The organism is Paraburkholderia sp. J67 (genome assembly GCF_905220265.1).
In the GTDB taxonomy this organism is placed as follows: Bacteria; Pseudomonadota; Gammaproteobacteria; order Burkholderiales; family Burkholderiaceae; genus Paraburkholderia.
Map to the genome: position 1 here is coordinate 411,313 of NZ_CAJMZK010000003.1, position 13,070 is coordinate 424,382.

The window sequence follows — 13,070 nt, forward strand, 5'->3', positions numbered from 1 at the left end:
ACGCCGTTTTGCTTTGGCCGCCTTGAACGACACACTCAGAGCCGATAGCCCATGCGAAAGCCGCCCCAGTGCCGCCCGTTCACGAAGATTGGCGCGGACGCGTCCTTCATCATCGCAAACTGGCCGCCGCCCATGTCGCGCCGATAGGTTTGCAGCAGGAACGTCTTGGTGTGCGAGCCCGCCGAGATGCCGGTGCGGTCGCCAAAGATGCGGCGATTGCGGCAATTCGCGGCGTTCCAGAGCGCATCGGCCCCTTGCGGATGCGAGAACTTGCGGTTGTGCGTGGGAATGTAGCCGCGCGGATCGATAGCCGCACAAAACGCGACGCGCTCGTCGAGTGCGAGCAGCGGCTCGAGGATCGCGGGCAGCACGCGGTCTGTGAAGGCGGTGAAGCGGGTCGTATGTTGTAGCGGATTCGTATTCGGCACCGGCGCGTAGTGGCGGTCGAACAGATCGGCCTCGGCAATTTCACCGCGTGCGATGGCCGTCTCGAACAGCTTGCCGACCTGCGCCGCCGCGCGCTGCACGGCGTCGACAAAGCGCGTGTCCTCGGTCTCCACGCCGGTCGCGGCCGAGAGTTCGATCAGCGTTTCCGACACCGTGAGCAGCTTGCCGAGCTGGTCCTTCGCCTGCGCGAAGTTGCGGCTCGAATCCTCGACGCCATTGGCCATGTCGCCGACCTGCGCTTCCAGACCGTCGCATTGCGTCTCGATTTCGGCGCTCAATTCGGCGATCTGGCCCGCGTGCGCGTCGAGTTGCGTGATGGCGTCGCCGGTGCTGTGCACCGCCTCGCCGATCGTGCGGGTGCCTTCGCGCACGCGATGCGCGCGCGCTGTGTTGTCCGCGCCTTCCACGATCAGTCGCGCGGTCTGCTGGGTGAGTTGTGAGAGGGTGCGCTCGATCTGACCGGTCGCCAGCGCGGTCTTCGCCGAGAGGTTCTTCACCTCGGAGGCGACCACGGCGAAGCTTTTGCCCATCTCGCCCGCGCGCGCGGCCTCGATGGCGGCATTCAGCGCGAGCAGTTGCGTCTGCCGCGCGATCAGCGAAATTTCCTCTGAGACCTTCGATACATGCTCAAGCGCGCTCTTGAGTGCGCCGATCTGGCTTTCGATCACGGTCACGCCTTCCACCAGGCCGTGAATGTCGTCGAGCGAACGGTCGATGGTTTGCTGCGACGCCTGTACGGTGGCGGCAGTCTGCGCGCTAACCTCGCGCATGGCGCGCGCGGCGGCGGCGATCTGGTGATTCCCGGTGATCGTGTGTGCCGCCGACTCGCGCAGCGCCTGGCAAACGCCAACCTGGTGCTGCACTCGCGCGGCCACGGCGTCGACATTGCCGGATACGTCGCAGATTTCGATGCCGAGACGCCCCGCCTGCGCGGCGATATCGCCGACGATCGAAGCCGATTTGCCGGCGCGGCGGCGGCCGCGCCAGGTCATGCGCAAAACTGTCATTGGGTGTCTCCTCCATGCCATTCGCGACTTGTCATCCGGTCGTCGCAGGCTGGGAACAGAAGGTGCGTGCGAACGCCGGGATTTCATCTTGTTTACGGCGGGAGGGCGAGACCACTTTAGCGTGACCAGGCGACGAGGCGCTATGATCGGGGTAAACGAGGGCGCGCTTGTCGGGTGCATCGGTCACGGCAGACGCCCCTCGCAGCGGGAACACAATGATCGACGCGATTTTGCAGGAGGGCGCCATTTCAGTCATCTCGGCGCTTTGGCAACAACTGATCCAGCTCTGGGAGCTGATCGTCATGGTCTGCCGTTTTCTGTTGGGGCTGCTCAGGCTGCTGGGCGGCGCCTGAAAACAGGCGGGCCGACGGGGAGCGGTGCGTTCGCGAGGGCGTGCCGCAATAAGTTTGACGGCTCGAACTCGGGCACGACAAGAGGGCAGACGATGATCGACGATTCCACCCGGCGTTTCACCGACCGGGTCGCAGACTACGTGAAGTACCGTCCGAGCTATCCGCGCGAAGTGGCGACCTTCGTGCACGTCGAATGCGGTGTGGCCCCCGCCGCAAGCGTCGCGGACATCGGTGCGGGCACGGGCATTTCCTCGAAGCTCTTTCTCGATGCGGGTCATCCGGTCGTGGCCGTCGAGCCGAACGCCGCAATGCGCGAGGCCGCCGACCACTGGCTCGCCGGCTATCCGCGCTACCGCAGCGTGGCGGGCACGGCCGAAGCCACTACCTTGCCCGACGCGAGCGTGGACCTCGTGACGGCTGCGCAGGCTTTCCACTGGTTCGACAAGGCGGGCGCGCGGCGCGAGTTCGCGCGCATTCTCAAGCCGCGCGGCAAGATCGTGTTGTTCTGGAATAGCCGGCTGCTTAAGGGTTCGGTGTTTCTCGAAGGTTACGAGGCCTTGCTCCAGCGCTTTTCCACGGACTATGCGAGCGTCGCCGAAAGCTATCCCACCGACGACGCCATGGCCGACTGGTTCGGCGACGGCTTCGAGCAAAAGACCGTGTTTCCGAACGCGCAGTTGCTTGATTTCGATGGGCTGAGCGGGCGGCTGGCTTCGTCGTCGTATGCGCCCAAACCCGGCGATGCGCGTCACGAGCCGATGTTCGCGGCGCTGCGCGAACTGTTCGACGCGACCCAGCAGGACGGTCGCGTGAACTTCGCCTACGAGACGCGCGTGTTCGCGGGCAAACCGCTGCGCGCCTGAGCCCGCGTCAGCAACCGTGAATCAGCGGCCGAACTCGTAATCGCTCGCGCGCACGCGGCGCGTCTGGCGCCGGAAGCTGAACGTGAAGCCCGGCCACAGCGTCGTGACCTTGCCACTGCGGGTCTGGTAGTAGCTGTGGCAGCCCGAAGTCCACACAGTGCGTTGCAGTTGCGCCTGAAGCCGTTCGTTGAACGCGCGCTGCACATCCGGGCGCACGCTCATCGTGCGTGCGCCCCGGCGTTGCAGCACGCGGATGCAATCGGCGATATAGCGGATCTGCGACTCGATCATGAAGATCATCGAGTTGTGGCCGAGCGCCGTGTTCGGCCCGATCACGAAAAAGAGATTCGGAAAGCCCGCGACGCTCGTGCCGAGAAACGCCTCGGGACCGTCGCGACGCCAGGCCTCGCCGAGATCCGCGTCGTCCACGCCGCGCACGCGAAAGGGCGCATCCACGTCGTTGACCTGAAAGCCGGTGCCGCAAACGATGGCATCGAAGGCATGATGCACGCCATCTGCCGTGACGAGCCCGTCGGCGACGATTTCCCGGATCGGTTCAGTCAGGAGTGCGACGTTCGGCTGCGTGAGCGCCGGCAGGTAGTCGCTCGACAACAGTACGCGCTTGCAACCCAACGTATAGTCGGGCGCGAGCTTCGCGCGCAGCACTGGGTCCTTGACCTTGTGCGCAAGATAGTTGCGTGCAAACTTCATCGGCGCATTGAGCAGGCGCTGATTGACGACGAAGCCTAGCGCCCGCGATTCGTGCTGCCAGTAGATCGCCGCGCGTGCGAGACGCTGCGCGAACGGGATATGCCTATAAATCCAGCGCCGCCGTGCATCAATGGCGCGATCGCGGCGCGGCATGATCCACGGCGGGGTGCGCTGGAACACCGTGAGCTGCGCGACGCGCGGCTGGATGCGCGGCACGAACTGGATCGCGCTCGCGCCCGTGCCGATCACGGCCACACGCTTGCCTTCGAGTGCGTAGTCGTGGTCCCAGCGCGCCGAATGAAAGACCTTGCCCTCGAAGCGATCGAGCCCCGCGATGTCGGGCAGGGCAGGGCGCGAGAGAGGGCCATTGGCGGCGATCAGCAGATCGGCTTCGACCGTCTGCATCGCACCGTCACGCTCGATCTCCACGATCCACACCGCGCGCGCCGCATCGAAACGCGCCCCGCACACGCGCGAGCGCCACGCGATGAAGCGCTCGATGTCGTACTTGCGCGCGCAATGCTTGAGGTAATCGAGAATTTCGCGCTGGGGCGCAAAGGTGCGCGTCCAGTCGGGGTTCGGCTCGAAGGAAAATGAATAGAGGTGCGAAGGAATGTCGCAGGCGGCGCCGGGGTAGGCATTGTCGCGCCAGGTGCCGCCGAGACTGCCAGCGGCCTCGTAGATCGTGAACGATTCGATCCCCATGCGCCGCAGTTGAATCGCCATGCCGATGCCGGAAAAGCCGCTGCCGACGATCGCGATGCGCGGCGTGCCCGCGTGAGTGGCCATATCAGTATGGTTCGAGAATGATTCGAAATGTCAGGCGCCGACGATGCAAAACGGGCTCCACAAGGGAGCCCGTCTGATCTGGCCGGCGGTGAACAGCGTGGCCGTTCCCGGCTACGCTCAGGAGTTCCAGTCGTCCGAGGAACTGTCGTTGCTGCCCATATCGACCCCGCCACCCGAGCCGTCGTCCCAGTTGTTGGAGCCCTGGCCGAAATCGACGCCGCCATCGTTGTTGCCGCCGCGGCGACGGTCGTCATCGCGGTCGACGATCACGTCGCGTTCGACCACGCGGTCACGTCCTGAATTGAGCGCTTCGCCAAGCAGCACGCCGGTCAGCAGCCCGCCCATGCCACCCATGCCGCCACCGCCTTGCTGGACGATGACCTGCGGTTGCTGTTGCGGCGGGTACTGAGGCGGATATTGCGGCTGACGCCCGAACGCCGCATCGGCTTCGCGCGCATAGGAGGAATCGCCGCCGTACGAACCCGCGGGCGCGGCGCTCTGCGCGTTCGGATCGGGACGTCCTTCGGCCCGCGCCTTGAGGCTCGCGAGCTGGCGTTCGAGGTCTTCGATCTCGTAGGGCGCCACGGGGCTCGTGCTGCCCGAAAGCTTTTCGACCACGCTGCGCAGCTGCGCCTCGAATGCTTCGACATCTTTTTCGAGCGCCTCATGGCCAGGCACGGTCGAAAGCTTCACGTCGAGCTTGAGCGAGCGTACGGCATTGAGCAGATCGGTGGCGCGCTTGAGCTGGTCGCGACGGTCGTCGCCGGCCTTGGCGTCGTCGTTCGACTTCGCGCGGCGCAGCGTCCAGCGCAGCACCAGTGCAATGCCGATCACGACAATCGCGATGCCGATCCACATGCCCATACCAGGACCGTGTCGCTGCGGCGCAGCGGCCATCGCCATCGCGGCGGGTGCCGCCGTGGGCGCCTGCTGCGCGAACGGATTGCCCGTGCGGGTCGTGTTCGTGGCGGCAGCGCGCGTGGCGTCGGAGCGGATCTTCGCCTCGACCTGCGCGAAGCGCTGCGGCTGCGTGAAGCGGATCTGCGGATCGAGCGATTTTGCCTGCTCGACCTGAGTGAGGGCGTCGGCGTAGCGGCCTTCGCGGTTGAGCACCTGCGCGTACAGATAGTGCGCGCGGGCGTTATCGGGGTGCGCCTGCAGAACCTGGGTGAGGCCCGAGTCCGCACGTTGCCAGTCGCCTTGCGACATCGCGGATTCGATCTGCTGCACACTCGGCACGGCGAACGCCGCGCCGCTCACGAGGGCGAGCGAGGCGAAAACAGCGACAAGAAACTTTTTCATGTTGCAGGCCGGGCGGCTTGTCGCCCGTCTCCATGACATACGTTACGTGGATGCGGCGCACCGACGACTGAGCCGCCGCGCCGCATCCGTCACGCACGGCGCGTTACTGCGCCGGCGTATTGAGCTGCTTTTTCAGGGCTTCGAGGCGGTCGTCCACCGACGGACCCTTGTTGAGCGCGGCGAGCTTGTCTTCGAGCGCCTTGCCGCTCGCATTGTCCGCCGAATTGAGGCGGGCGTCCGAGCGGGCGTTCGACAGGTTCACCTTGTCTTCGAGCTTCTGGAAGTCCTGCGCAAGATTCTTGCCGCCAATGCCGCCGAGCGCAGTGGCCGCGACATCCTTGGCCTGGGCGATCTGCTGCTTCGCCTGGAGGATGTTCGAGCGTGCGTTCAGGTCGTTACGGCGCGAACGCATGTCGTCGATCTGCTGCTTCAGTTGATCGACCGACGGTTCGAGCTTGGCGAGCTCGCCAGCGAGCGCGTCGCGTTCCGCTTCGGCCGTCGACTGCGCGCCGAGCGCTTCGCGGGCGAGCGCTTCGTCGCCCGATTGCAGGGCGCGCTTCGCGCCGTCTTCGTACTTCTTCGCCTTGTCGGCGGCCACATCGCGCTTGCTTTGCTGCATCGCGACCTGGGCCTGAATCTCGACCAGCGCGTTTTCGGCCTTGGCAATGCTGTCGTCGAGTTCGCGCACGATCTGGCGCGCGTCGCGCGACGGGTCTTGCACGGAATCGGCCGCGTCATTCAGGAGACCCTTGACCGTGCGAGAGATGGAGTCGAAAAGCGACATGGAATTCCTCCGGAGTAATGAGATCGGCCCAATGGGGCCGCCATGCGTGCGTACGGGCCGCGCTGGCGTGACGTTGCTGGGTGCGATCACTCGCTTCAGCTTACGCCGCTTTGCGCTGGCCGCGCATGCAGCGCGAAAATCGGGGCGCTTCGGGCAATTGCAATAGCCGCGCGTGATACGTGTTTGAAAATGACACGCCATGCACGATGGTATGGCTTGCGTTACCCAGGCGGACTAAGACCTTACATCAACGTTTCGATCGTTTAGCCAGATTTAGCCCGCCGCAGTGCTCGCGGATATTACACCACGGGGTCTCTTAAAAGGGACTTAAAGCCCCCGCGTGCGCTGCGCCACGCATCGCGCGCAAGAAGCGCAACTGGAACGCGTATCAAGCGAATTTGCCGCCTTCAGGCGCGGAGTCGCTACCCTGCGCGTCATCTTCATCCGCTACGCGCTGAGAGCGCGTGAAGGGCGATCCGTTGAGTGGCGGCAACGGAGCGCCATCGCGGAAATGCTCGCTAGCCGCGGCAAGCGCATCGTGCTTTTCGGATTCGGATTCTGCGTCTGATTCTGCAGCGTGGGCGTCGGCGGACAGGCGCGCGACGGCCTGGGCCAGTTCGTGCTCGGCGTGGTTAGGTGCGGGTTCGGCTGGTGACGCATCAGTCGACGTCACGTTTCCCGTTTCGTCCGCCGCCTGAGATTGCTCGGCTTCCGTCCCTGCGTGGCGCAGCCCGGCGCCACGGCCCACACGCAAAGGCTTTGCCGCCTTGCGCAGCACCTGTGCGAGCGCATCGGGCGCGCGTGGCGCGTTCAGCCGGTCGACGATGCTCGCGGCCTTCACCTGGTCGCTCGTCGCGCTGAAGGCGATCACGGCGCGCCGCATGAGCTCGCTGACGCTGATGCCGAGCTCGTCGGCCGTGGCGGAAATCGCGCGCTTCTGGGCGGGCGTGACGAAGACGACGATGCGTTCGCTGGGCTTGTTCATGATCGGCTGACCGGGCAGTCGGCGTCGATTCGACGTTGAATCGGCTTCGAAGTGAACGTGGGTCCGACTCGCCGGTGGAGCGCAAGGCTGGCGAGCCGAGCAGGGCATGCAGCAATTAAACATCATAAGACGAGACGCGCGCGGTGCAACGCAAAGATGCGCGTGTCGGCAAGCCATGTGACGCAACAATGTATCGCGCATAAGGGTAATGACCGCGCATTACAGGGGAAAGTCGCCATCCTTCTGGATATTTTCTCCGCAGAACACCGTAGATGGCGCAAGGTGCCGTCACGATCACGAATTAAAGAGGGCCGCAAAGCGCAGTCCAGGAAACTCTTACAAAAAAAGCGCGACCGCCCGTGCGTGATTTATTTAGAATGCGCTGTTACATTTCGCGTGACCGCCTTGTTCAAGGGCTTTGCGCGAAAGGTTACTGAAAGAGTGACCACGCGACGGCGCGCCTCATCCGCGCGCCACGTGACCGGACGGGGGCGTAGCCGGTCACGCCGCGGCATCGCACTCGGGGTGCGATGTCGTCCACGCCGCTATTGGCGCCATGACGCCATGATCAGATCTATGCGCGCTTTCGTGTGCAGCTGTTCCGTGCACCGATCGCGCTCAGCCAGGGCGCAGTACCTGACGCGCCAATCATTCCAGTCATGCCTATCATCAAACGACCGCCTTCACCGCAATACCCGAACGACGATCGGGAACCCTCCTTCAACAACGGACGCCAGCCGCAGCGCAACGACGATTCACGTCCCGGCTCGCGCAACGAACGCCCGCGCAAGCGCTCCATCGGCTCGTCGATCGCACTCGGATTCGTCGGCCTGATCGCCACGCTGTGCGTCGTCGGTGCGCTGATCGTCGGCTACGCGCTTGTCGTGATGGGACCGCAGTTGCCCTCGCTCGACGCGCTCACGAACTATCAGCCGAAGGTGCCGCTGCGCATCTACACGGCCGATCACGTGATGATCGGCGAGTTCGGCGACGAGCGTCGCCAGCTGGTGCGCTTCGAAGATATCCCCGACGTGCAGAAGAAGGCCGTCCTCGCGATCGAGGACTACCGCTTCTACGAGCACGGCGGCGTGGACTTCGTGGGCATCCTGCGCGCCGGTGTGGCCGACCTGATGCATGGCGGCGCTTCGCAGGGCGCGAGCACGATCACGATGCAGGTCGCGCGCAACTTCTTCCTTTCGAGCGAGAAGACCTACACGCGCAAGATCTACGAAATGCTGCTCGCCTACAAGATCGAGCGCGCGCTCACCAAGGACCAGATCCTCGAGCTGTACATGAACCAGATCTATCTGGGGCAACGCGCCTACGGTTTCTCGGCGGCGGCGCGGGTGTACTTCGGCAAGGATCTCAAGGACATCACGCTCGCCGAAGCGGCGATGCTCGCGGGCCTGCCCAAGGCGCCCTCGGCGTATAACCCGATCGTCAATCCGCGTCGCGCGAAGATTCGCCAGGAATACATTCTCAAGCGCATGTCCGACCTGGGCTACATCACCCAGGCGCAGTACGAAGAAGCCGTGAAGGAACCGCTGCACACGCGCACCGCCGGCACCGAGTACAGCGTGCACGCGGAATACGTCTCGGAAATGGTGCGTCAGATGATGTACGCGCAGTACAAGGACGAAACCTATACGCGCGGCCTCACGGTCACCACGACCATCGATTCGGCCGACCAGAACGCCGCCTACGCCGCCGTGCGCAAGGGCGTGATGGACTACGAGCGCCGTCACGGCTATCGCGGCCCGGAAGGCTTCGTGCAACTGCCCGCGGCAGGCGACGACCGCGACCAGGCGATCGACGACGCGCTCACCGATCACCCCGACAACGGCGACATCATCTCGGCCGTGGTCACCGAAGCGGGTCCGAAGTCGGTCACGGTGCAATTGCTCGACGGCACCTCGGTCAACATCACGGGCGAGGGCCTGCGCTTCGCGGCGTCGGGTCTGTCGACGCGCGCATCGGCCGCGCTGAAGATCCGCCCGGGTTCGATCGTGCGCCTGATCGCCGACGAGAAGAACAACTGGCAGATCACGCAGTTGCCGCAGGTCGAAGGCGCGCTCGTCTCGCTCACGCCTCAGGACGGCGCGATCCGCGCGTTGATCGGCGGCTTCGATTTCAACAAGAACAAGTTCAACCACGTGACCCAGGCATGGCGTCAGCCGGGTTCGAGCTTCAAGCCGTTCATCTATTCGGCCTCGCTCGAAAAGGGCCTGGGACCGGCGACCATCATCAACGATGCGCCGCTTTACTTCCCGCCGAGCACCCCTGGCGGCGACGCCTGGGAGCCAAAGGACGACGATCAGCCCGAAGGCCCGATGCCGATGCGCCTCGCGCTGCAAAAGTCGAAGAACCTCGTGTCAATCCGCATCCTGTCGTACATCGGCACGAAGTACGCGCAGGACTATGTGACGCAACGTTTCGGCTTCGACGCGGACAAGACGCCGCCGTATCTGCCGATGGCGCTGGGCGCGGGCCTCGTCACGCCGCTGCAGTCGGCGGGCGCGTATAGCGTGTTCGCCAACGGCGGTTATCGCATCAACCCGTACTTGATCGCCGAAGTCGACGATGCGCATGGCCAGCCGGTCTCGCGCGCGCAGCCGCTCGTCGCGGGCCAGAACGCGCCGCAGACGCTCACGCCGCGCAACGCCTACATCATGAACAGCCTGCTGCATTCGGTGGCGACGGCGGGCACGGGTGCAGGCACCAACGTCCTGCATCGCGACGACCTCCAGGGCAAGACGGGTACGACCAACGATGCGCACGACGGCTGGTTCGCTGGCTACCAGCGCAACCTGGTGGCGGTGGCGTGGATGGGTTACGACCAGCCGAAGAGCCTCGGTAGCCGCGAGTTCGGCGCGCAGCTCGCGCTGCCGATCTGGGTGGAGTACATGAGCAAGGCGCTGCGTAGCATTCCGCAGGAAGAGCCGCCGATGCCGGCCGGTATCACGACGATCGGCAGCGAGCTGTATTACTCGGATATGACGCCGGGTGCGGGCTTCGTCTCGGCGATCGGCATGGACTCGGGCGTGCCGGCAGGCGCGGCCAGCGACGCCAGCGGCGCGACGGGCAGCATGGGCCCGGGCGGGATGACGCCGCCTAACGTCACGTCGAGCGAGAAGCAGCAGATCATGGATCTGTTCGAATCGAACAAGCCTTGACGGATGCTTCGGGCTGCCTGGCAGCCCGCAGGATTGTGTTGATCACAATCTCGAACACGGCACATCGGCAACGATGTGCCGTGTTTTGCTTTGAGGCCTCGATTTCCTTTGTGCAACAAGCACTTGGGTGGGTTGCCCAGGGCTTTTCCACAGGGCCTTCAACAAAAACTGTGGACAACGAGCTCATCGTCCACGGCTTGCCGTTCGTCACGACCTGCTGCTGTGCGTGATGGGTGGAAAGGGCACACCCGGTGGCAGCACATCGGGACCCGGATCGCACAGCGTCGGACACGCATAGCCCTGGGGCATTTCGCCCGCCTGATTTTCCCTAACGACTACACACGTGAAGAGCTGGCGTAGTACATCGTGACGCTTAATGCTCAAGCTTACGATGTTGCCGAGCAGACCGCGAAGCTCAAGGCGCGCATCCGGGATGCTTGAATCGCACTTGTTATTCCGTCGATGCCAACGCGTTCGAGCAGGAGGCAACGCGGATTTCCGGACAGCAGCCGAAGCCCTGGAAAGGTGAAGATGGAGCGAAGGTCCTGAGTAAAGGCGACCCCGCTATCTGCATCGAATGTCTTGTTCACGCCGCCTCGGATGGCGCCATCACCCTGGAGCGTTCGTGATTCCCGGCTCAGTCAATGAACAACTCCGGCAATACCGGAAACGCTACTACAGCGGCCACGTGCTCGCACTGGTTGATGGACTTCAGTATCAGCAGCAAGCCGGCCGGCAGCTTACGCCCGAAGATGACATGGTGGTTTCGAAAATCGAAGCCCGCTTATGACGGAAGAATGGATCAAGCCACAGAGCAAAGCGATGTTGTTGTTGCCAATCAGCCGACCAGCCTATATTGGTATTTCATGCAAAAAAATTTTTACGCATGGGCTACCGCGGAATTTGGCGGGAAAGGTCTTCCGATAACTACGGAATATTTGCCAATGCCAACACCAGGAAATAGACAGCCATGAGTAGTTACGATGACGATATTCTTGATGTTGAATTGAAGCTTACGTTTCGACTAAAGAATTCTCCGATGTCATCTCGCCCCAAACAATGCGAAGACGTTTGGCGATTTGCACAGTCGTTAGAGCGCAGCGGTTTCGACATGAATCAATGGTTTGTAATGGGCGATCCGAACGCCCCCGCGTTTGCTATCGCTGGACCGTCTGATTTTCTCATTGACTCCTTCTCTGACGGACCGAATTTGTCCTCCAGTCGTACCCATATATGGAATGGAAAGGAAGGGAAGGGCGGTGCTGGATTCGGCGCAACCTATGATTTGAAATGGTTATCAAAATTTGAATTCAGAGCGGACGGCTTCGGTTGCTTACGTTCTTATGAGCATGTTGCCAATCTCGTTGAAGGAGCATTAGGAATCTGGCCGGGTCTGTTGGTGCAAGTTGGTCCCTACGCGTATTCCACAAGCGAGAAGGTATTTCGTGACCGTCCTGGCGTCGGCTGGATGCTCTACCTGCCACACGTCCTGACACCCGCACGGGTTCCCGAAGCGCGCGCCCTGATTCCGGTCATGCGCGACGGCGCACAACCAGGCACGATCATTGTCAGCGTTACGGATGAAATGTTCGATGTGAACAACCGCGCTCACGTCAAGGTGGCAAACGATATCGAAATCCGCCTTGCAGACCAGGACCTGTTACCGAGATTCGTTGATCTCTAAGGTTGTGTGATTGCCCCGCTTTTGCGGGGCTCGTCATTCGGGCGTGAGCCTCATCTACCGAAGAAGAATCAGAGCGTGTGATTCCTGACTGCAGTCGCCCATCGTCAATCGTTGGCTTACATCTTTTACAGGACACATGTTTAATATGTAGACCGTCCCCGCCAGGGGGAACGGGGGAATGCCTTTTTTCCCCTCACGTGGCCCGCAAAGCCTTGTGCCAAGGGGTTCAGCGCCGTGGGTGAAAGGTTACCCACAGCTTTGCCAACAAAATCTGTGGATAAAGCCAGGCGCATGTCCGATGCTCCGTTGTCCACAGTTTTTGTTGGCAGCCCTGTGGGTAACCTTGGGAGAGCGAAGCTAACTGACTGATCTGCAAGCGCTTGTCCGTGGGAGGCTCAGATCGGGCAGCATGCATCAAAAGGCGTCGTCGTATCGCACTCCGATGGTTTTCCCATGCGCGGCGCCCGAGTACGTGATTGCCCAGTGTGCGAGCCATGCGCCGGTGAATGCACCGAGCGCGTCGGCAAACAGGTCCTTGTATGAAAAACCATCGGTGCGGCAGGTGCCGTCGAGGGTTTCCTTCACCAGTCCGGGCACCGTGCCGAGCAGCGCGCCGTAAATCACCGGATGATCCGTGTCGCGCATCATCCAGCCACCCAGCGCGCCGAACGGTGCGGACACACCGAAGTGCTCCAGCTTGTCCGTGCCGACCCAGCTATCGCCGGTCTGCAACCGGAAGCCGCCGTGCGAACCGGAACAGTCAAAACTCGCGTGCGCCGTGGCGCTGGCCAGTAGCAGTAGTGCGGCGCAAACGCCGCTCTTCGGTACGAGTGGCATGATTGGTGCGGTCGAAATTGCTGAGGTTGTCGTTCACGGCTGCCGTGCGGTCCCGTACGGCAGCCGTTTCTCTCCAGATAAGCCGATCGAGTTTTATATAGAACTGCGAATTAATTTAATCGCCTATCCTCGATT

13 protein-coding genes are annotated in these 13,070 nt (G+C 62.9%); 6 read left to right on the top strand and 7 right to left on the bottom strand.

Annotated elements, in window-relative coordinates:
• Positions 1-35: 35 nt before the first annotated feature.
• Entirely contained in the window at positions 36-1,454 is a 1,419-nt protein-coding gene (locus U5782_RS08770; protein ID WP_415914274.1) for a methyl-accepting chemotaxis protein, read from the bottom strand.
• Between the two features lie 215 nt (positions 1,455-1,669).
• Here U5782_RS08770 and U5782_RS08775 point away from each other — a divergent pair, with 215 nt between their 5' ends.
• Both U5782_RS08775 and U5782_RS08780 read left to right on the top strand, forming a co-directional pair.
• On the top strand, positions 1,670-1,807 hold the full coding sequence (locus tag U5782_RS08775) for a hypothetical protein (protein WP_322043414.1): 138 nt from the start codon (positions 1,670-1,672) through the stop codon (positions 1,805-1,807).
• Positions 1,808-1,899: 92 nt separating this feature from the next.
• Positions 1,900-2,670, top strand: a complete 771-nt coding sequence (locus U5782_RS08780; RefSeq protein ID WP_322043415.1) for a class I SAM-dependent methyltransferase — start codon at positions 1,900-1,902, stop codon at positions 2,668-2,670.
• A gap of 21 nt (positions 2,671-2,691) precedes the next feature.
• Here U5782_RS08780 and U5782_RS08785 read toward each other — a convergent pair whose 3' ends face one another.
• From U5782_RS08785 to U5782_RS08800, 4 genes are all read right to left on the bottom strand, one after another.
• The gene (locus U5782_RS08785; protein WP_322043416.1) at positions 2,692-4,170 is read right to left on the bottom strand and encodes an NAD(P)/FAD-dependent oxidoreductase; all 1,479 of its coding nucleotides are present in this window, start codon (positions 4,168-4,170) and stop codon (positions 2,692-2,694) included.
• 117 nt (positions 4,171-4,287) lie between these two features.
• Positions 4,288-5,472 (bottom strand): tetratricopeptide repeat protein, encoded by a 1,185-nt coding sequence (locus U5782_RS08790; protein ID WP_322043417.1) that lies wholly within the window; start codon positions 5,470-5,472, stop codon positions 4,288-4,290.
• Positions 5,473-5,575: 103 nt separating this feature from the next.
• Positions 5,576-6,256, bottom strand: coding sequence for a PspA/IM30 family protein (locus tag U5782_RS08795; RefSeq protein WP_322043418.1), 681 nt, complete (start codon positions 6,254-6,256; stop codon positions 5,576-5,578).
• Positions 6,257-6,644: 388 nt separating this feature from the next.
• A complete protein-coding gene (locus U5782_RS08800) occupies positions 6,645-7,241 on the bottom strand; it encodes a hypothetical protein (RefSeq protein WP_322043419.1) in 597 nt (198 codons plus the stop codon).
• 659 nt (positions 7,242-7,900) lie between these two features.
• Between U5782_RS08800 and U5782_RS08805 the strand changes: the two genes are divergently transcribed.
• The gene (locus tag U5782_RS08805; protein WP_322043420.1) at positions 7,901-10,414 is read left to right on the top strand and encodes a penicillin-binding protein 1A; all 2,514 of its coding nucleotides are present in this window, start codon (positions 7,901-7,903) and stop codon (positions 10,412-10,414) included.
• 386 nt (positions 10,415-10,800) lie between these two features.
• On the opposite strand, the gene U5782_RS08810 is transcribed toward U5782_RS08805, so the two are convergent.
• Entirely contained in the window at positions 10,801-11,004 is a 204-nt protein-coding gene (locus tag U5782_RS08810; protein ID WP_322043421.1) for a hypothetical protein, read from the bottom strand.
• A 35-nt stretch (positions 11,005-11,039) separates the two neighbouring features.
• On the opposite strand from U5782_RS08810, the gene U5782_RS08815 reads away from it, so the two are divergent.
• Genes U5782_RS08815 through U5782_RS08825 form a run of 3 tightly spaced genes read left to right on the top strand, consistent with a single transcriptional unit; the run spans position 11,040 to position 12,098 of the window.
• A complete protein-coding gene (locus U5782_RS08815) occupies positions 11,040-11,204 on the top strand; it encodes a hypothetical protein (RefSeq protein ID WP_322043422.1) in 165 nt (54 codons plus the stop codon).
• A 7-nt stretch (positions 11,205-11,211) separates the two neighbouring features.
• Positions 11,212-11,388 carry a hypothetical protein gene (locus U5782_RS08820; protein ID WP_322043423.1) on the top strand — a complete coding sequence of 59 codons (177 nt, stop codon included), beginning with the start codon at positions 11,212-11,214 and terminating at the stop codon, positions 11,386-11,388.
• Positions 11,385-12,098 (top strand): Imm52 family immunity protein, encoded by a 714-nt coding sequence (locus tag U5782_RS08825; RefSeq protein ID WP_322043424.1) that lies wholly within the window; start codon positions 11,385-11,387, stop codon positions 12,096-12,098. The genes U5782_RS08820 and U5782_RS08825 overlap by 4 nt, the downstream gene beginning before the upstream one ends.
• A gap of 414 nt (positions 12,099-12,512) precedes the next feature.
• Here U5782_RS08825 and U5782_RS08830 read toward each other — a convergent pair whose 3' ends face one another.
• Positions 12,513-12,935 carry a hypothetical protein gene (locus U5782_RS08830; protein ID WP_322043425.1) on the bottom strand — a complete coding sequence of 141 codons (423 nt, stop codon included), beginning with the start codon at positions 12,933-12,935 and terminating at the stop codon, positions 12,513-12,515.
• Positions 12,936-13,070 lie beyond the last annotated feature (135 nt).

Coding starts and splice junctions, on each gene's coding strand:
- U5782_RS08775 (WP_322043414.1), top strand. CDS start 1,670: ATGATCGACGCGATTTTGCAGGAGGGCGCCATTTCAGTCATCTCGGCG.
- U5782_RS08795 (WP_322043418.1), bottom strand. CDS start 6,256: ATGTCGCTTTTCGACTCCATCTCTCGCACGGTCAAGGGTCTCCTGAAT.
- U5782_RS08780 (WP_322043415.1), top strand. CDS start 1,900: ATGATCGACGATTCCACCCGGCGTTTCACCGACCGGGTCGCAGACTAC.
- U5782_RS08785 (WP_322043416.1), bottom strand. CDS start 4,170: ATGGCCACTCACGCGGGCACGCCGCGCATCGCGATCGTCGGCAGCGGC.
- U5782_RS08830 (WP_322043425.1), bottom strand. CDS start 12,935: ATGCCACTCGTACCGAAGAGCGGCGTTTGCGCCGCACTACTGCTACTG.
- U5782_RS08790 (WP_322043417.1), bottom strand. CDS start 5,472: ATGAAAAAGTTTCTTGTCGCTGTTTTCGCCTCGCTCGCCCTCGTGAGC.
- U5782_RS08825 (WP_322043424.1), top strand. CDS start 11,385: ATGAGTAGTTACGATGACGATATTCTTGATGTTGAATTGAAGCTTACG.
- U5782_RS08770 (WP_415914274.1), bottom strand. CDS start 1,454: ATGACAGTTTTGCGCATGACCTGGCGCGGCCGCCGCCGCGCCGGCAAA.
- U5782_RS08805 (WP_322043420.1), top strand. CDS start 7,901: ATGCCTATCATCAAACGACCGCCTTCACCGCAATACCCGAACGACGAT.
- U5782_RS08800 (WP_322043419.1), bottom strand. CDS start 7,241: ATGAACAAGCCCAGCGAACGCATCGTCGTCTTCGTCACGCCCGCCCAG.
- U5782_RS08820 (WP_322043423.1), top strand. CDS start 11,212: ATGGATCAAGCCACAGAGCAAAGCGATGTTGTTGTTGCCAATCAGCCG.